Source organism: Romboutsia sp. BSD2780061687b_171204_C1 (assembly GCF_015560225.1).
GTDB classification, from domain to species: domain Bacteria; phylum Bacillota; class Clostridia; order Peptostreptococcales; family Peptostreptococcaceae; genus Romboutsia_C; species Romboutsia_C hominis.
This window is the reverse complement of the sequence record NZ_JADMRK010000001.1, coordinates 953,381-972,104: the sequence shown is the minus strand read 5'-3', so window position 1 is coordinate 972,104 and position 18,724 is coordinate 953,381. Positions and strand designations below refer to the sequence as shown.

The window sequence follows — 18,724 nt, the reverse complement described above, 5'->3', positions numbered from 1 at the left end:
ATAGAAACAGTTTGTTACAACTTTATGCCAGTGTTTGACTGGACTCGTTCAGATCTAAACTATGAACTTGAAGATGGATCAACTTGTCTTATATATGATGAAGAAACAGTTAAGAAAATGGATCCAGCACTAGGTGAATTAGAACTTCCAGGGTGGGACACTTCTTATGGAGAAGGTGGACTAGGAGCATTACTAGATCAATATAAAGATATAGATGAAGAAAAGTTATGGAAAAATCTTGAATACTTTATAAAAGAAATATTACCTGTAGCTGAGGAAAGTAACGTAAAAATGGCTATACATCCAGATGATCCACCATGGGGTATATTTGGACTTCCAAGAATAATAACTAACTTTGAAAATCTAGAAAGATTTATAAACCTTTATGATAGTGAATACAATGGCATAACTTTATGTACAGGATCACTTGGATGTACAAGTACTAATGATGTAGTAAAAATGGTTGAATACTTTGGAAAAGAAAAAAATAGAATAAACTTTGCACACTTAAGAAACGTATTAATAACAGGAGAAAGTAGTTTCAATGAAGTAGCTCATTTATCTGAGTGTGGATCGCTTGATTTTTATGAAATAGTAAAAGCATACTGTGACTATGACTTTAAAGGACCATATAGACCAGATCACGGTAGAATGATATGGGGAGAAACAGGAAGACCAGGATACGGATTATATGATAGAGCTTTAGGAGCAGTTTATATAAATGGATTAATAGAGGCTATAAATAAGAATAAATAATGAAAATAAAAGTAGTGTTTTGAAATAAATTTTATTTCGAAACACTCTTTATAAAAAATAGTATAAAAGGTAAAATAATGAAATATATTAGAAAATATTAAGATGCATGTTAATATTTAATGTAGTAAGAAAACGATATTAAAAATATTAATTTAGGAGAAAGTTATGAAAAAGTTTATGGATCAAGATTTTATATTATCAAATGAGATAGCTAAAATCTTATATCATAATAATGCTTCAAAAATGCCGATATTTGATTACCACTGCCACTTGCCAGCAGTTGAAATAGCAGAAGATAAAGAATATGAAAATATAACTCAAATGTGGTTATACCATGATCATTATAAGTGGAGAGCCATGAGAAGTTTTGGAATAGATGAAAAATATATAACTGGTGATGCTAGTGATTTTGAAAAATTCTATGAATTTGCAAATATGATGCCTTATTTAATAGGAAATCCTATATATCATTGGTCACATCTAGAACTTAAAAGATACTTTAATGTTGAAGATACTTTAAGTGCAAAGACTGCAAAAGACATTTGGGAAAAATGCAATAATGCTATAGTAAAAAAGAATTTAACTGCCAGAAAATTAATAAGTATATCTAATGTAGTTTATATAGGAACTACAGATGATCCAGTTGATGATTTAAAATATCATAAAGAAATTAATGCTGATGATAGTTTTGAGTGTGAGGTAAGACCTACATTTAGACCAGATAGAGCATTAAAGATACAAAATAAAGATTTTTGTGATTACATAAAGTTATTAGGGAAAACAGAAGATACAGAAATTAAAGATTATGATAAATTAATAGAAATATTAGAAAAAAGGTTAAATTACTTTGTAGACAATGGTTGCAATATAACAGACCATAGTTTAGAAAGAGTTTATTTTAAACCTACTAACAAAGAGGAAGTTGCAAGCATATTTGTTAAAGTTTTAGCGGGAGAAGAAATAAGCATAGAAGATGCTCAAAAATACACAACATTTACATTAATAGAATTAGGGAAAATGTATAGTGAAAGAAATATGGTAATGCAACTTCATATAGGTGCACTTAGAAATAATAATACTAGGATGTTTAATTCTGTTGGAGCGGATGCAGGATTTGATAGTATTGACGATGGGGAAATCGCTTATTCTTTATCAAGGTTATTAGATAGCTTAGATGTAGAAGATAAGCTACCTAAAACTATTCTTTATTGTTTAAATCCAAAAGATAATGAAGTATTAGGAACTATGATTGGAAACTTCCAAGGTGGACAAGTTGCAGGGAAAATCCAATTTGGTTCTGGATGGTGGTTTAATGACCAAAAGGATGGAATGGAAAGACAGCTTATAGCACTTTCACAATTAGGTTTAGTTAGTAAATTTGTAGGAATGCTTACAGATTCAAGAAGTTTCTTATCATTTACAAGACATGAGTATTTTAGAAGAATTCTTTGCAATTATTTAGGAAAGTTAGTTGAAAATGGAGAATATCCATATGATTTAGAAATATTAGGCAACATAGTAGAAGATATATGTTACAACAACGCTAAAAAATATTTTATAAAATAATCCTAGGGGGAATTTATATATGAATAAAAGGATTAAAGTTATTTTACTTGCAGCTATAGCTAGTTTATCGGTAGTTGGATGTAGTTCAAGTAAAGGTAATGAAGCAAGGGTTATGAGGGTTGCTCACAACCAAGGTGAGGAACATCCAATACACTTAGCACTAAAAGAGTTTGAAAAAATTGTAGAAGATAAAACTAATAATGAAATAGATATACAAGTATACCCAAATGAGTTATTAGGTGGACAGCGTGAGTCGGTAGAACTTACTCAAACGGGAGCTATAGATATAGCTGTTGGAAGTATAAGTTTGCTTGAAAGTTTTAATAAATCATATAGCGTATTCAACCTTCCATACTTATTTAATAGTAAAGAACATTATCATTCTGTAATGAATGACAAAGATATAATGGGCGATATATATGAATCAACTAGAGAATCTGGATTTGTTGGTCTTACATGGTTTGATGCAGGTTCAAGAAATATGTACACAACAGATAAGCCTGTAATGAAGCCAGAAGATTTAAAAGGGAAGAAAATAAGAGTACAACAAAGTCAAACAAACATAAGGATGATGGAATTATTAGGTGGTTCAGCTACACCAATGAGTTTCGGAGAAGTTTATACTGCTCTTCAACAAAAGGTTATAGATGGAGCTGAAAATAATGAATTAGCACTTACTAATAATAAGCATGGAGAAGTTGCAAAATATTATTCATATAACCAACATGGTATGATTCCAGACATATTAATAATGAATGCTAAGTTATTAGATAATTTAAGTGAAGAACATAGAAATATAATATTAGATGCGGCTAATGAAATAAATAAATTCCAAGTTGATGCTTGGGAAGATAAAGTAAGTGAAGCAGTAGAACAATCAAAAAAGATGGGGGTTAAATTCTACTACCCAGATACAGAACCATTTAAAGAAAAAGTTTTACCACTTCATAGAGAAATGACTGAAAATGACAAAGAAGTAAAAGTTATATACGATAAAATACAAGCAAAAGCACCAACAAGTAAATAAATACTAGTAGGGGGAACGAAGATGAATAAGTTAAGAAAAATGTTAAACAAAGTAATAGAAGTCATATGTATGACACTACTAGCATTTATGGTAGTTTTAGGTACTTGGCAAATAATAACTCGTTATGTTCTAAATAATCCAAGTACAGTATCAGAAGATTTACTAATATATTCATTTGTATGGATGGCTTTATTAGGTTCAGCTTATGTATTTGGTAAAAAAGATCATATGACTATGGTGTTTTTTAGACAAAAACTTGAATCAAAAAGTCCTAAAGTAAAAATGATATTAAATGTAATGACAGAATTGGTAGTAATGGTATTCTCAGCATTAGTTTTAGTATTAGGTGGAGTTCAAATAAGTATGTTAGCTATGGGGCAAGTATCACCATCACTAGGAATATCTATGGGATATATATATTTAGCATTACCATTATCAGGAGTAATAACGATTATTTACAATATATTAAACTTAATTGATTTAAAGCAAGAGATGGCTCAATCAGACAGAGAGGTAACTAAATCAAACAGAAAGAATGAAAAGGTTGCGTAGAAATAAAAAATATAATTAATCCAAGGGAGATAAGATTATGGAATTAGCATTTCAAGCAGGTTCAGCTATAGCTATTGCATTTCCTATACTGCTTTTATTAGGAATACCAATATCTGTAACTATAGGTGTAGCATCTATATTTGGAATATTAACTACATTATCATGGGATGTAGCAGTACTAACTGGGGCACAAAGAATATTTACGGGAATAAGTAGTTTTTCATTATTAGCAATACCATTTTTCGTATTAGCAGGGATAATAATGAACAACGGTGGTATCGCATTAAAATTAGTAAACTTTGCAAAAGTATTAAGTGGTAAATTACCAGGATCTTTAGCACATACAAATGTAGTAGGAAACATGCTATTTGGGGCAGTAAGTGGTTCTTCAGTTGCAGCAGCTGCTGCAATCGGTGGAACAATGTCTCCACTTCAAGAAAAAGAAGGTTATAATAAAAACTATAGTGCGGCAGTTAATATAGCATCTGCACCAACTGGGCTTTTAATTCCTCCAAGTAACTCACTTATAATATATTCATTAGTAAGTGGAGGAACATCAGTAGCAGCACTATTTATGGCTGGATATATACCAGGAATATTATGGGGATTATCAGTAATGGTAGTAGCATTTATACTTGCGAAAAAGTATAAGTATTCAACTAAATATAAGATAAGCTTTGGTGAAGCTATGAAAATATTTATAGATGCACTTCCTAGTTTAGCCTTAATATTTGTAATAATAGGTGGTATAGTAGGTGGTATATTCACAGCTACAGAAGGAGCAGCTGTTGCAGTTGTATATTCTTTCATATTATCATTCTTTTTCTACAAATCTATAAAAGTAAAAGATATGCCTAGAATACTACTAGAAACAGTTGAAATGACAGGGATAATAATATTCTTAATAGGGGTATCATCAATAATGTCTTGGGTTATGGCATTTACAAATATTCCAAGTGCAATAACAGAATTATTATTAGGAATATCTTCAAATCCAGTTGTAATATTACTAATAATGAACTTAATATTATTAATAGTTGGTACATTTATGGACTTAACTCCAGCAATATTAATATTTACACCAATATTTTTACCAATAGCTAAAAACTTTGGAATGGACCCTGTCCAATTTGGTATAATGCTTATATTTAACTTATGTATAGGTAATATAACACCGCCAGTTGGAAATACACTGTTTATTGGATGTAAAGTAGGTAAAACAAAACTAGAAGATGTAATAAAATATTTATTACCATTCTATGTAGGTATATTGGTTGTACTTATGTTAGTAACATTTATACCAGAAATAAGTTTATTTATACCAAAACTTATGAAAATGATTTAGACCCATCATAAAAACCTCGACAATACATAAATGTCTTGTCGAGATTTTTTATTTATAAATATTAAATTACTTATTTAATTTTATATTTTGCTACTCTGCTGTCATTTATAACTCCATTAAAATCAAGGCCATATGCAAACTTATATACATTTCCTAATTCATCTTCATAACACTTCATATCATGAGGAACATCTTCACATTGCGCCTCTACAGTTTCCATATTAGCAGGCATATTAAATGGTAACAATCCACTTGGATTTACATTTCCACTAATTATATCCATTATAGCTTGTGTTTGTGCTCCAAAGTCTGTGATTATTCCATCTACATATTGCTCAAATTCTCCTACTATAGTTGGATTTGTCATATTTAAAGATACTATTACAGGTTTTTTACCAATAGCTTTTCTTGTTTCTAGTATTATATCTAAATCTGATTCATTACTAGCAAAGTTAGTTTTTCCTAAGTAAGATCTATTAGTTGATGATTCTAATGGGTCACCTCCTGCAATACTTGTTTCTCTTGCATTTACTGCAGTGTATGGTCTATATTGTAAACTTATTGGTAAGTATCCTTCTTCTTTTGTATATCCAACAGTTTTAGGAGATTCTATAAATACTATTGAAAAATCAGCATCTTTTGCATCATCTACAACATTAAAGTATTTTTCTACTATAACTTTACTAACAGGATCAATTTCTCTAGCAGGTATTACATTACCAAACCAGTCTTTACTTTCTTTTATTTTTCTTTTTGGAATATATACTTTTTTTCTTTCATTTATTGGAAGTACGTTATTTTTATTTTTTAACATAATTAATGATTTTAATTGTGCATCATATCCAGCTTGCATAAATTCAGGGTTACCTACTAATTCTTGAGACTTATCTACATCTACATATGGATTTTCAAATAATCCTGTTCTGAAAATATTAAGTAATAACCTTGCTGCTGATTTTTCAAATCTAGCACGCATAAATTCTTCTCCATGTTCCTTAACACCCATTTCATATGCATTAAGTACTGGTTTAACTTCATTATTTCCTCCAAATTGGTCAACACCAGCCATAAGTGCTTTGTAATGTCTTTCATCTTCTGAAAGAGTCTCAACACCCCAACACTTTCCTGATATGAATGCGTCAACTACGTGATTATCTTTAGTAATCATCCAGTCTGTACATACAACTCCATCGTATTTATATTCATCTCTTAATAAATCATTTATTATATATTTGTTATATGAATTACCTACATTTTCACCATTTTTCTTATCTTGATTATAAGATATAGTGTAGTATGGCATTACGGCAGAAGCTTTTTTAGTTTTTCCTTTTAATTTAAAGGCACCTTCTGTAAAAGGTATTAGATGGTCATCAAAATTATTTCCTGGATATACAGCAAACTTACCATAAGCATAGTGAGCATCTCTACCACCTTCTCCACTACCTCCACCTGGCCAATGTTTAACCATTGCATTTACACTATCATATCCCCAACCATCATTTATCTCATTTTCACCATATGAAGTTTGGAAGCCATCACAATATGCCTCACCTAAATCTCTTGATAAAATTGGGTCTTCTCCAAGAGTACCATTAAATCTCATCCATCTTGGTTCTGTTGCTATATCTACCTGTGGAGATAAAGCTGTAGCTATTCCTAAAGCTCTATATTCTTTAGCTGCGATATGCCCAAAATTTCTAACTAATTCACTATCAAAAGTAGCAGCAAGACCTAGTGGCTCTGGCCATTTTGAAATATCACCACCTGCACCTGCATTAAATTCTGTATCTGCACTTGCACCATGTCTTGGGTCACTACTTGTATTTACTGGTATTCCTAATCCTGTTTTTTCTACAAAAGCTTGTACATTGTTATTCCACACAGCAGAAGTCTTAGCATCGTCTACTACTGTTATTAATACATGTCTTAAGTTATCATTTAACAAGAAATTCTTTTGTTGATCAGTTAAATCAGTTATTTTAGCATCACATTCCTCTAGTTTTTTACCATTATATGTACCTGCAAATGCCTTAGAGAAAAAGTCATCTTTAGTTGAAATAGATTGATGTGCACTATAAAGCATTAGCCCTGCTATTTGCTCTATACTCATTTTTGATGCTAAATCTTTAGCTCTTTCTTCTACTGGTAATCTCCAGTCTTCATATTTTTCTAATTTTCCACTTTTACTTAAGTTTTTAAAAGCATATCCATCTTCTTCAATTATTTTAACTCCTGAGTTAGGTGAATAAGCTATATTTTGACCACCTTCATTTAAGATAATATTATAGCCATGTTTTTTAATTTCTTTCCATTTTTTCATAGTCATAATTCCCCTTTTTATTTTGATTTACCTTATTGATGATTATTTTAAATATCACTATCAAGTATGACTTGATTGTTTAGTTATATATAATATATTATCAATAATAATAGTATAATTTTTGTATTATTTTTGCTTTTTTATTATTATTTTGACTAAAGGGGATTTTTTATGATTTTAAAAACAGAAATGTGTAATGATATAAATTTTATTTGTAATATTATATTTGATACTTTAAAAATACCTTTATATTTTTTTAGTAAAGATGGCTCATTGAAATACTCTACAAAGGGTAAGAATAATTTAGATATAATTGATGATAGATTAATAAAATCTATTTCAGAAGTTTTTAACTTAAATACATTTATACCTGTTCCTGTGATTAAATCTACAGAGTATATGGAAAATTTTATATCTATTGGACTTTGTATTGATAATGAATTTATTGGTAATTTTATTATTGGACCTTGCCTTTATGAGCCAATTGAATTTGATAATATAGATAATATTTTTAAACATAATATAACCCTTGAAGAAAAGAATATTTTATTAAAATATTATAACTCTTTACCAACTATAGACTTTAATACATTTATAAATACAAGTATTCTATCTTATTATTTAATTTATAATAAAAAGCTAGATTTTGATGATGTTATACAAATAAATTCTTATAACAATGATATAATCAGTAATATTTCTAGTAACTTTGAAAATATAGCCACTTTAGCTAGGCAAAGTGATGTTTTTCATCATTCATTTGTGTATGAAGAGGCAATTATGGACTGTATAAGAACTGGGAACAAAGATAAACTAATTAAAGTTTTGTGTGATACTGTAAGTGGTAATTATGGTGTTTTAGCTAAGAATAACTCAATAAGATCAGTTAAAAACTTATTAATTACTACCGCTACCTTAGTAACTCGTGCTGCAATTTCTGGTGGAATGAATCCTGAAGTTGCATATACACTTAGTGATTCTTATATTCAACATATTGAGGAGCTTAATACACTTAATGATTTGAATAATTTGAGAATAACTATGGCTTGTGATTTTGCAGATAGAGTTCGTATTTTGAAGAATAAAAATTTTTCAAGTCCAATACTAGCTTGCATTTCTTTTATATATCAAAATTTATATAGTAATCTATCTTTAGAGGATATTTGTGAATACATTAATTTTAACACTAGCTATATATCTAGGCTTTTTAAAAAAGAGATGGGTATTACTATAAGTGAATATATTTTAAAAGAAAAAATTGAAGAGGCAAAAAGGTTGCTTTTATCAGAGGGTTATTCAATTTTAGAAATATCTGTATTACTACATTTTAACGATCAAAGCTACTTTACTAAAATATTTAAAAGGTTTACAGGAATGACACCTAAAAAATTTAGAGACTTTGGTAGGCTATAGTAAATTTTAATAAGAATTAATGAAATAACTAAATATAGATAATTTAAATTTATTTTTTGTAGTGACGAAAAATTAGATATAGATACAGAAGAAAAGAAGCCATTAAATTATTAAGCCATAAACATCATCCAGATAAAGGCGTAAATCATAAGACTATGTCAATGATAAACAATTTAAAAAATAAGTTAAGTATATAGTATAGTTGTCTGCTTTATATAACTATTTTATAATTGAAAAATAATTCAAGAAAATATATATCATGGGGGATAAAAAATGAAATCAAAAGGTAAAAAAATAATCATAGGAATAGCATTAGCAGTATTAGTTGGATTTGTTGGAATTAAAGTTACAGGTTATCAATATTCAGGGATAGATAAGAACGCAATACTTACAACAGAAGATATTAAAGAATAATATTAATAAATTACGAAATAACTCTATCTTAGTATACTCAACATTTCAATGACTAAGATAGAGTTATTTTAAATTGATATTTATAACAAAGTTAGCTAACATAGCCTTTATTCTAAATAACTAAGCTTCCTTCTTTTGAGCTATTTTTTCTGTCGTTCTTTGGTCTATTTCTTCCTTTAGCTCTTTTAAATAAGGAGAAAATTTCACCTTATCTGCACCATAAGTAAACTGTAAGTCATATTCTAGTGGAATCCAAGTACTAATATCCGCTTCGTTATGCTGAATGACTGCTTCTAAATTATCTAATGCTTTGTAAAGCTTTGCTTCATCAGTATTTAGTTCATTCATTTCATTTAAAAGTTCTGTGAATTCTTCAATATAAGGAGTAGGAAAAGTTTTTATCCATTTGAAAAGTTCCTCATCTTCTTTTTTACTATCTTCTTCTTTCTTTTCAAAAGCAGGAATATCACCAGTAAAGGCTTCCCCTAAATCATGAATTAAACACATACGAATTACCTTGTCCATATCAATTTCTGGAAATTCATCACGCATTAATAATGCCATTAATGCAATACGCCAGCTATGTTCTGCTACACTTTCATGGCGTCCGCTCGATGTCCATGAATGTCTCGTATTACATTTTAGTTTTTCTGCTACTGCTAATATATCTAGAAATGTTGCTGTATTCATACTAAGTTCCCCCTAGAATTTTTATTTATGAAATTTTATAATAAATTCATATTTATCTATATGATATCTAAAATATCTTTATTTCGCATTATATATCAATTACGAACTTTGATTATATTATATACAATATTCAATTATTTTCCAATTAAAAAATAGTTTCATTAAATTTAAAGTGAAATATATTATCTTAAGTAAGTTCAATAAATCTATTTCTAATAGTATTTATTGTAATATAGGTATGTTTATAGCCATTATTTAAAATATAAAGGGACATATGTCCTTTTACTTTTGTAAAACAATGATAAAATAAAATAAAAGTTAAATAGTTAGGAGAAATTTAAAATATGCAAGATGGCGTATTCTCTAATTATATAGAGGACAAATATACAAAAGAATTTATAAGTAAAATACCTAATAACATAAAAAACAAATGCGAAATTTTAAAAATTGAAAAGGAAAAAACAGTAGCATTAAAGGGTGAAAATATAAAAGACATATACATAAGTCTTAATGGAAAAATGCAAGTTAGAAATGAATTTGAAAATGGATTTGTATATAGTTTTGCCGATGTAGATTCTATAGCATATATAGGTGTTATGGAAATTATGGCAAATAAACAAGCTTATTCATCAACACTTAAAACTATAACAGATTGTATAATGCTTAAAATATCTACAAGTGATTTTATAAAATGGATTAAACTAGACCAAGATTTAACATTAAAAGTATTACACTTTGTATCAAAAAGCATGTATGAACAATCTTTAAACAAAGGGGAAGTTCTTGCATACCCAGCAGTATATTCACTAATAAATTACTTAATAGATATATTTGAAAGTGAAGAAAAAGATGTTGTTTATATATATAAAACAAGAGAAGAAATAGGATCAGTATTAGGATTTTCTATAAGAACAATAAATAGAAATTTAAAAGAATTAAAAGAAGAAAAATTAATTTGTGTAAGTAGAAAATATATATCAATAAATAAAGAACAGTTTTATAAATTATTAAATAAACTAGATTCAATTAAAAGTAAATAATTAATATAAATTATAGGGGGAAAATATATGAACCAAGCACTAAACATTATAAAAAATGAAACTTTAACTTATAATCAACAAGTACTACAGCTAGCAGGTCAAGGAGAAAGTACTCTTAATGTATTAAATATAGATGAAGAAACTAAACCTTTGCTAGAAAAAAATATAATATGCACAATGTTTGAAGGTAATGCTCCTTACAGACCAAGATATGTTATACCAGATTATGAAAAACTAATGAAAGAAGGATGTAAGTTTTTAGGACTTGATGTACCTAATGATATATGGGAAGCAACTAATAACTTATTAATATTTTACAAGCATGTTCCATCAATAACATCATATCCAGTATATTTAGGGAATATAGATGAGCTTTTAGAGCCTTTTGTAAAAGATGAAGAAGAAGCTTACAAGGCTATAAAATTATATTTAAAGCATATAGATAGAACACTTACTGACTCATTTGTTCATGCAAACATAGGTCCAAGAGATACTAAAGCTGGTAGACTTATACTTAAAGCTATGAGAGAATTACAATGTGCAGTGCCAAACTTAACAGTTAAATACGACAAAGACTTAACATCAAAAGAATTTATAGCACTATGTGCGCAAACAGCATTATCTACAGCTAAGCCAAGTTTTGCAAATCATAAGATGGACGTTGTAGATTTTAAAACTGAAAAATATGCACTTGCAAGTTGCTATAATGGATTTTTAATAGGTGGAGGGGGATATACCCTAGTTAGACTTGTTCTTAGTAGATTAGCAGAAGAATCAAGTTCTGTTGATGATTTTATAGAAAATAAAATACCTTTTGTTACACAAAAGATGCTTGAGTATATAGATGAAAGAATAAAATTTTTAGTAGAAGAAGCAGCATTCTTTAAATCAAACTTCCTTGTATTAGAAGGATTTATTAAAAAAGAGTTATTCTTAGGAATGTTTGGTATAGTTGGACTTGCTGAAGCTGTAAATCATTTATTAAATGCAACTAATCAAGAGGACAGATTTGGATATTCAAAAGAAGCTAATGAATTAGGATTAAGAATAATAGAAAATATTAATTCTATAGTAACTTCACATAAATCAAAGTATACAGGGTGTTTTGGTGGTCAACACTTAATGCACGCTCAAGTTGGAATAGATACAGATATAGGTATATCTCCAGGATGTAGAATTCCAGTAGGAGAAGAGCCTGAATTATTTAAACATATTATACAATCAGCACCATATCATAAATACTTCTTCAATGGAATAGGTGATATATTTGTGTTTGAAGATACATATAAAGATAACCCAGAAGCTATAGTTAATGTTATAGATGGGGCATTTAAAACTGGAATAAGATATATATCAGCTTATTCAGATAGTAGTGATGTTGTTCGTGTTACAGGATATTTAGTTAAAAAATCAGAAGTTAATCAACTTGAAAATAAAAAGGCAGTTAAAAACAATGCAACAGTATTTGGTATGAATGCAAAACATGGTTCTAACGCTTTTGATAGAAAGCGTAGGGCTTAATTATGGCACTAGTCAATAAGATTATTCCTTTTTCTTGTATAGATGGACCGGGAAATAGAACAGCTATATTTTTTCAAGGTTGTAATTTTAAATGTACTTACTGTCATAATCCAGAAACTATAAATAAGTGTATAAATTGCGGTAAGTGCATTTCAACTTGCAAGGTAGATGCATTATTTAAAATAGATAATAAAGTGATTTGGGATGATAAAAAATGTATAGGATGTGACGATTGCATTAAAGCATGTGATAATTTATCAAGCCCTAAAACTAAAGACTATTCAGTAGATAAACTTTTTGAAGAAATTAAAGAAATAAGTCCATTTATTCAAGGGATAACTGTAAGTGGTGGTGAGTGTACTCTTAACTCAGATTTTTTAGTAAAATTATTTAAAAAAGTTAAAGATGAATTAAACCTTACTTGTTTTGTAGATACTAATGGAAGCATAGACTTAACAGAGCATAAAGAACTTGTTGATTTAACTGATAAATTTATGCTAGATGTTAAAAGTATTGATGAATATGAGCATATTAAATTAACAGGAGTAAGTAATGATATAGTGTTAAAAAACTTAAAATATCTTTTAAGTATAGATAAAATTTACGAAGTTAGAACTGTTATAGCTCCTAATTTAAATAATGAAGAAACTGTAATAGAAGTTTCAAAGATTATTAAAGATAAGTGTAAGTACAAGTTTAATGCATATAGAAAATATGGAGTTAGAAAAGAAGGATTAGATTTTCATGGTGAAGTAGGACCTAATGAAGAAGAAATAAATAATTTTATAGAGCTTAGAAAAAGTATTGCTAATAACTTATAAATAAATCATTTAAATATAGGACACTCGTATACATTGTATACGGGTGTTTTTATATATATAATATAAATATACGAGTAAATAGGAGGAAAATTATGTTATCTAAAGAAATAGCAACCAAAGTATTAGAAAAGTGCCTAATAACAGGTGCTGACTTTGCTGAAATATTTGAAGAAGACACTATAACTAACTCTATAGGTTTAATAGATGAAAAAATAGAAAATGCACTAGGGGGAAGAAGTTACGGTATAGGAATTAGAATATTTAAAGGATTAAAAAGTGTATATGCATACACTAATGACAATAGCCTAAACTCACTAATTGATACAGCTTATAAAGCAGCTTTAGCATTAGGTAGCTTAAAAGAAGATATAAGCATAACTTTAAATAATACTAAAGTTTTAACAGATATAAATCCTATAAAAATATATCCAAACACTGTAGGATACAACAAAAAAATAGACGTTATGAAAAGGGCATATAAAAGTGCAAAATCATACAATAGCTTAATATCTCAAGTAAGTGTTGGATACTTAGATAAAGACCAACAAGTATTAATAGCAAACACAGAAGGACTATATGTAGAAGATAGAAGAATAAGAACAAGACTATCTATAAACTCTGTAGCATCTAATGAAACTGAAAATCAAACAGGTTTTGAAGGACCTGGTGCTAGTATGGGATTTGAGTTATTTGAAAAAATAGACCCAGAATACTACGGAAAAGAAGCATCTCGTGTAGCAGTAACAATGCTAAATGCTAAAAATTGCCCAGCAGGTAAAATGACAGTAGCAATAGACAATGGTTTTGGTGGAGTAATATTTCATGAGGCATGTGGCCATTCACTAGAAGCTACTTCTGTTGCTAAAGGAAACTCTGTATTTTCAGATAAGTTAGGTCAGCAAATAGCATCAACTAAGGTAACTGCAATAGATGATGGAACATTAACTAATCACTGGGGTTCAGCAAATATTGATGATGAAGGAAATCTTACTAAAAAGAATGTATTAATAGAAAATGGAATACTAAAGTCATATATGATAGATAAATTAAATGGTAGAAGAATGAATATGAAAGCTACTGGAAGTAGTAGACGTCAAAGCTATAAATTTGCACCGACTTCAAGAATGACTAATACTTATATAGCTAATGGTACTGATGATCCTAAAGATATAATAAAGTCTATAGACAATGGATTATATGCAAAAAAAATGGGTGGAGGATCAGTAAACCCTGTTACTGGTGAATTTAACTTTGCAGTATCAGAAGGTTATTTAGTTAAAAATGGTGAAATAGTAGAACCTGTAAGAGGTGCTAGTTTAATAGGAAAAGGGAGCGAGGTTTTAATGAATATAGATATGGTTGGAAACAATCTAAAACAAGCACAAGGTATGTGTGGTTCATCTTCTGGAAGTATACCAACTAACGTAGGTCAACCAATGATAAGAGTAAAAGAAATAACAGTTGGTGGAAGAGAGGAGGATTAGTCATGGAATTTAATGCTTTTAGAAAAATGTTGCTTAAAAAAGGATTAGAAGCTGGATTTAGTGAATGCGAAATATACTACACTCAAGGAGAAAGCTTAAGTATAAGTGTTTATGAAGGTGAAGTTGAAAAGTACAACTTAGAAAAATCTAAGGGGCTTTCTTTTAGAGGATTAATAAATGGTAAAATGGGATATTCTTTTACTGAAATACTAGATTTTGATGCCTTAAATATGCTTATAAAAAATGCTAAGGAAAGTGCTTTAAATGTAGAAAGTGATGATGTTCAATTTATATATAAAGGTGATAAAGATTATAGTAAAGTTAAAACTTACAGTGAAGACTTAGAAAACATAGACCCAGCTAAAATGATAGATTTAGTACTTAATATAGAAAAAGAAGCTAAGTCTTACGATAAGGTTGTTAATATAAATGGTTGTAAAATATCATATAGTTCATCTAGTCATAGCATATATAACACTAATGGATTAGAGCTTAATAATAAAAGTAATATATTAATGGCTTATGTTGTACCTGTTGTTGAAGATAATGGTCAAAAACAAGATGGTATAGGATATTCTATAGTTAATTCTATAGATAAATTAAATCCAAAAGAAATAGCTAAAGATGGTATTAAAGAAGCTATAAGTAAATTAAATGGAAGTAGTATAGAATCTAAAAAATATAAAACTATACTATATAAAGATGCTATGGCATCACTTCTTGAAACTTTCTCAAATACATTTAGTGCAGATGCTGCACAAAAGGGATTATCTCTTCTTAAGGATAAAGAAGGTGAGATTATAGGAAGTGAAGTTTTAACTATAGTTGATAACCCACTTTTAAATAATGGATTAGCATCAACTCCTTTTGATGATGAAGGTGTGGCTACTTATAAAAAAGAATTAGTATCAAGTGGTAGATTAAATACATTACTTCACAACTTAAAAACTGCTCATAAAGCAAACACTAAGAGTACTGGTAATGGATTTAAAGCATCATTTGCATCTAGCATAGGTGTTGAGTGTAGCAACTTATATATTGAAGCTGGTGATAAAGATTTAGACGAACTTATGAAGATAGTTGATGAAGGAATAATGATAACTGACTTAGCAGGGCTTCACTCTGGAGCTAACTCAATAAGTGGAGATTTTTCATTAGCTGCTAAAGGATTTTATATAAAAGATGGAGTTAAGACTCATCCTATAGAACAAATAACTGTTGCAGGAAATTACTTTGAATTATTAAAGAATATAGAAGTAGTTGGAAGTGATTTAAAATTCCCTATGAGTAATGTTGGATCTCCTTCTGTTATAGTTAAGGAACTATCAGTAGCTGGTAAATAAATAATAAAATATAATAATTTATATTAATACAAAAAGAATCGATAGAAGCTATCTTATTAAAATTAAAATAAATAAGAGAAAAACTTAGGCTATGGAGCAATCTCCATAGCCTATATTTATTTACTTATAATATAAAATATGTAAACTAATGATGAAAATTTAGCATAATTTTTATTAATAATAAGATATACATTTTGTTTTTTGGGGTATATAATCTTAAAAAGAATATGTTTATAATATTATCTCAAATTAATTTATAGAACTTGAAATAAAAAATTAAATATGTAGTTTTTTACAACAATTTAGGAGGAAATTATATGATAGACAAAATAGGAAAAATAACTATATATGTTAACAATCAAGAAGAGGCTAAAGAGTTTTGGATCAACAAAATGAACTTTATAGTTAAATTAGAAAAACAAATGGGACCTTCTATGAAATGGCTAGAAGTTGGACCAAGTAAAGAAGAATTTACTACATTTGTTATATATGATAAAAATATGATGTTATCTCAAAATCCAAAAGCAAATGTTAATCATCCTAATATAATTTTAAGTACTAGGGACATAGAAAATACTTACAATAAAATGAAATCAAATGAAGTTGAAGTAGGAGAATTAATGATAATGCCTTATGGAAAAATATTCTCATTCAAAGACCAAGATGGTAATGATTATCTAGTTAGAGAAGATATATACTAAAGATTTGTGCCTAGAGAGGAAAATATGATCTATGAGTTTGAAGCAATAATACAGAAAGTACCAGATAAAGATGCTACATTCATTGAAATACCATTTGATGTTGAAACAGAATTTAATGCAAAAAGGATAAAAGTAAAAGCTAAATTTGATGGAGTCAAATATAGAGGATCTATAGTAAATATGGGCCTAGGATGTTATATAATAGGGATAACTAAAGCCATAAGAAAAGAAATAGGTAAAGAAGCTTTAGATAAAGTATTTGTTGAAATTGAAAAAGATGAAGAGGAAAGGGTAATTGAATTACCAGGTGATTTTAAAAATGCTATTAACGAAAATGAAGAAGCTATGAAATTTTATGAAAGTCTACCTTACTCTTCAAAGAAAAAATACTATCAATGGATAACAGGTGCCAAAAAACAAGAAACTAGAAAAAAAAGAATAGCAGAAGCAGTTTTAAAATTAAAATCAAACACTAAATTATAAATAGTAAACTTATAACCACCTTAATGGTGGTTTTTTTACATAGTTTACTAAACATAGATCATTTATTAAGAAAATTTATGATAAATTATAAATTTTAAAAAATTTAATATAATAAATAAAGACTTTAAATTAGTAATGGAGGGCAAAATGAACATAAGTATATTCCTTGGAGCAGGAGCATCTGCTGCTGAAAATTTACCAATACAAAGTGACCTTTTTGTAGATTACTTTAAAAGTTTAAAAGATAATGATTTTGAAAGTGACATGAATAAAGAACTATATAAATTCTTTAAACAAATGTTTGATATAGATATAACAAAAGATAATATAGATAAAGTAAACTTTCCAACCTTTGAAGAAGTATTAGGACTTCTTGATTTGGCAGAAAAAAGAGGAGAAGCTTTTAAAAACTTTGGGATGGAAAATTTAAGTAACAAAAGTGATAGCATAAGATTTTTAAGACAATATTTAATTTTATTAATGGCAAAGGCAATACATGAAAGTGAAAATAGAAATAACAAATACCATAAGCTATTAGTAGATAATTTATCTAAAGCAAACTTAATAGAAAAGACAACATTTATAAGTGCAAACTATGATATACATGTAGATAATACCATAGCATCCTTATATAGTGAAGAAAAAAATCATATAATGCTAGATTATGGAGTTGATTTTACTAACTTTTATGTAAAAGATGGCTGGAGAAAACCATTTGGAAAAACTATAAAGCTATATAAAATACATGGATCATTAAATTGGCTATACTGCCCTATATGTAACAGCCTAACATTAACTCCTTATGAAGGAGGGGTTATGAGATTATTATATAATATAGAAGATGCTAAATGTTTAGAGTGTGGTGAAACTACTATACCTATAATAATACCACCTACATACTTTAAAGATATGTCAAATGTTTATATATCTAATGTTTGGAGAGAAGTAGAAAAGAATTTACGAAACGCAGATATACTTGTATTTTGTGGATATTCTTTCCCTGATTCTGATATACATATAAAGTATATGTTAAAAAGAGTTCAAGGTAGTAGAAGAAAACCTCCTTTAAAGATTATGGTATTTAATAATCATGAAGGAAAAAAAGATTACTCTATGAGAAAAGAAGAAGAAAGATATAAAAGATTTTTAGGAAAAGATGTGATATATACAGAAGGCTCTTTTCAAGATTTTTCTAGAAATCCATTAAAGTACTTACAAGAAATTACTAATATTTAGTATAATTAA

17 protein-coding genes are annotated in these 18,724 nt (G+C 28.3%); 15 read left to right on the top strand and 2 right to left on the bottom strand.

Features of this window, described 5'->3' with window-relative positions:
* From uxuA to I2H23_RS04880, 5 genes are all read left to right on the top strand, one after another.
* On the top strand, positions 1–756 hold a 756-nt coding region (uxuA, locus tag I2H23_RS04900), incomplete at its 5' end, for a mannonate dehydratase (protein WP_195581161.1).
* A gap of 165 nt (positions 757–921) precedes the next feature.
* Complete coding sequence (gene uxaC, locus I2H23_RS04895) at positions 922–2,322, top strand: glucuronate isomerase (protein ID WP_166505520.1); 1,401 nt, start codon at positions 922–924, stop codon at positions 2,320–2,322.
* 19 nt (positions 2,323–2,341) lie between these two features.
* Positions 2,342–3,349 (top strand): TRAP transporter substrate-binding protein, encoded by a 1,008-nt coding sequence (locus I2H23_RS04890; RefSeq protein ID WP_092925567.1) that lies wholly within the window; start codon positions 2,342–2,344, stop codon positions 3,347–3,349.
* A 21-nt stretch (positions 3,350–3,370) separates the two neighbouring features.
* Positions 3,371–3,901: a TRAP transporter small permease gene (locus tag I2H23_RS04885; RefSeq protein WP_092925569.1), complete on the top strand. Its 531-nt coding sequence runs from the start codon at positions 3,371–3,373 to the stop codon at positions 3,899–3,901.
* A 37-nt stretch (positions 3,902–3,938) separates the two neighbouring features.
* Positions 3,939–5,246 (top strand): TRAP transporter large permease, encoded by a 1,308-nt coding sequence (locus tag I2H23_RS04880; RefSeq protein WP_195581160.1) that lies wholly within the window; start codon positions 3,939–3,941, stop codon positions 5,244–5,246.
* A 70-nt stretch (positions 5,247–5,316) separates the two neighbouring features.
* Here I2H23_RS04880 and I2H23_RS04875 read toward each other — a convergent pair whose 3' ends face one another.
* Positions 5,317–7,569, bottom strand: coding sequence for a glycoside hydrolase family 3 protein (locus tag I2H23_RS04875; RefSeq protein ID WP_195581159.1), 2,253 nt, complete (start codon positions 7,567–7,569; stop codon positions 5,317–5,319).
* Positions 7,570–7,740: 171 nt separating this feature from the next.
* Here I2H23_RS04875 and I2H23_RS04870 point away from each other — a divergent pair, with 171 nt between their 5' ends.
* Together I2H23_RS04870 and I2H23_RS04865 are read left to right on the top strand one after the other, a co-directional pair.
* Entirely contained in the window at positions 7,741–8,982 is a 1,242-nt protein-coding gene (locus tag I2H23_RS04870) for a helix-turn-helix domain-containing protein (protein WP_195581158.1), read from the top strand.
* Between the two features lie 273 nt (positions 8,983–9,255).
* Positions 9,256–9,396 (top strand): hypothetical protein, encoded by a 141-nt coding sequence (locus tag I2H23_RS04865; protein WP_195581156.1) that lies wholly within the window; start codon positions 9,256–9,258, stop codon positions 9,394–9,396.
* Between the two features lie 120 nt (positions 9,397–9,516).
* Here I2H23_RS04865 and I2H23_RS04860 read toward each other — a convergent pair whose 3' ends face one another.
* Positions 9,517–10,086 carry an HD domain-containing protein gene (locus I2H23_RS04860; protein ID WP_195581155.1) on the bottom strand — a complete coding sequence of 190 codons (570 nt, stop codon included), beginning with the start codon at positions 10,084–10,086 and terminating at the stop codon, positions 9,517–9,519.
* Between the two features lie 344 nt (positions 10,087–10,430).
* Here I2H23_RS04860 and I2H23_RS04855 point away from each other — a divergent pair, with 344 nt between their 5' ends.
* The 8 genes from I2H23_RS04855 to I2H23_RS04820 all read left to right on the top strand — a co-directional run bounded on the left by I2H23_RS04855 (position 10,431) and on the right by I2H23_RS04820 (position 18,715).
* Entirely contained in the window at positions 10,431–11,126 is a 696-nt protein-coding gene (locus I2H23_RS04855; protein WP_195581153.1) for a Crp/Fnr family transcriptional regulator, read from the top strand.
* 27 nt (positions 11,127–11,153) lie between these two features.
* Entirely contained in the window at positions 11,154–12,647 is a 1,494-nt protein-coding gene (locus I2H23_RS04850; protein WP_195581151.1) for a YjjI family glycine radical enzyme, read from the top strand.
* A gap of 2 nt (positions 12,648–12,649) precedes the next feature.
* Positions 12,650–13,468 carry a YjjW family glycine radical enzyme activase gene (locus I2H23_RS04845; protein WP_195581149.1) on the top strand — a complete coding sequence of 273 codons (819 nt, stop codon included), beginning with the start codon at positions 12,650–12,652 and terminating at the stop codon, positions 13,466–13,468.
* Positions 13,469–13,560: 92 nt separating this feature from the next.
* Entirely contained in the window at positions 13,561–14,952 is a 1,392-nt protein-coding gene (locus tag I2H23_RS04840) for a TldD/PmbA family protein (protein ID WP_195581148.1), read from the top strand.
* 2 nt (positions 14,953–14,954) lie between these two features.
* Positions 14,955–16,295 carry a TldD/PmbA family protein gene (locus I2H23_RS04835; RefSeq protein WP_195581146.1) on the top strand — a complete coding sequence of 447 codons (1,341 nt, stop codon included), beginning with the start codon at positions 14,955–14,957 and terminating at the stop codon, positions 16,293–16,295.
* Between the two features lie 317 nt (positions 16,296–16,612).
* The gene (locus tag I2H23_RS04830) at positions 16,613–16,996 is read left to right on the top strand and encodes a VOC family protein (protein WP_092925587.1); all 384 of its coding nucleotides are present in this window, start codon (positions 16,613–16,615) and stop codon (positions 16,994–16,996) included.
* A gap of 24 nt (positions 16,997–17,020) precedes the next feature.
* Complete coding sequence (locus tag I2H23_RS04825) at positions 17,021–17,479, top strand: YdeI/OmpD-associated family protein (protein WP_166505509.1); 459 nt, start codon at positions 17,021–17,023, stop codon at positions 17,477–17,479.
* Positions 17,480–17,626: 147 nt separating this feature from the next.
* On the top strand, positions 17,627–18,715 hold the full coding sequence (locus I2H23_RS04820; RefSeq protein ID WP_166505508.1) for an SIR2 family protein: 1,089 nt from the start codon (positions 17,627–17,629) through the stop codon (positions 18,713–18,715).
* Positions 18,716–18,724 lie beyond the last annotated feature (9 nt).

Bases quoted from the DNA above. Each gene is read 5' to 3' on its own strand.
- uxaC (WP_166505520.1), top strand. From the start codon at position 922: ATGAAAAAGTTTATGGATCAAGATTTTATATTATCAAATGAGATAGCT.
- I2H23_RS04890 (WP_092925567.1), top strand. From the start codon at position 2,342: ATGAATAAAAGGATTAAAGTTATTTTACTTGCAGCTATAGCTAGTTTA.
- I2H23_RS04885 (WP_092925569.1), top strand. From the start codon at position 3,371: ATGAATAAGTTAAGAAAAATGTTAAACAAAGTAATAGAAGTCATATGT.
- I2H23_RS04880 (WP_195581160.1), top strand. From the start codon at position 3,939: ATGGAATTAGCATTTCAAGCAGGTTCAGCTATAGCTATTGCATTTCCT.
- I2H23_RS04875 (WP_195581159.1), bottom strand. From the start codon at position 7,569: ATGAAAAAATGGAAAGAAATTAAAAAACATGGCTATAATATTATCTTA.
- I2H23_RS04870 (WP_195581158.1), top strand. From the start codon at position 7,741: ATGATTTTAAAAACAGAAATGTGTAATGATATAAATTTTATTTGTAAT.
- I2H23_RS04865 (WP_195581156.1), top strand. From the start codon at position 9,256: ATGAAATCAAAAGGTAAAAAAATAATCATAGGAATAGCATTAGCAGTA.
- I2H23_RS04860 (WP_195581155.1), bottom strand. From the start codon at position 10,086: ATGAATACAGCAACATTTCTAGATATATTAGCAGTAGCAGAAAAACTA.
- I2H23_RS04855 (WP_195581153.1), top strand. From the start codon at position 10,431: ATGCAAGATGGCGTATTCTCTAATTATATAGAGGACAAATATACAAAA.
- I2H23_RS04850 (WP_195581151.1), top strand. From the start codon at position 11,154: ATGAACCAAGCACTAAACATTATAAAAAATGAAACTTTAACTTATAAT.
- I2H23_RS04845 (WP_195581149.1), top strand. From the start codon at position 12,650: ATGGCACTAGTCAATAAGATTATTCCTTTTTCTTGTATAGATGGACCG.
- I2H23_RS04840 (WP_195581148.1), top strand. From the start codon at position 13,561: ATGTTATCTAAAGAAATAGCAACCAAAGTATTAGAAAAGTGCCTAATA.
- I2H23_RS04835 (WP_195581146.1), top strand. From the start codon at position 14,955: ATGGAATTTAATGCTTTTAGAAAAATGTTGCTTAAAAAAGGATTAGAA.
- I2H23_RS04830 (WP_092925587.1), top strand. From the start codon at position 16,613: ATGATAGACAAAATAGGAAAAATAACTATATATGTTAACAATCAAGAA.
- I2H23_RS04825 (WP_166505509.1), top strand. From the start codon at position 17,021: ATGATCTATGAGTTTGAAGCAATAATACAGAAAGTACCAGATAAAGAT.
- I2H23_RS04820 (WP_166505508.1), top strand. From the start codon at position 17,627: ATGAACATAAGTATATTCCTTGGAGCAGGAGCATCTGCTGCTGAAAAT.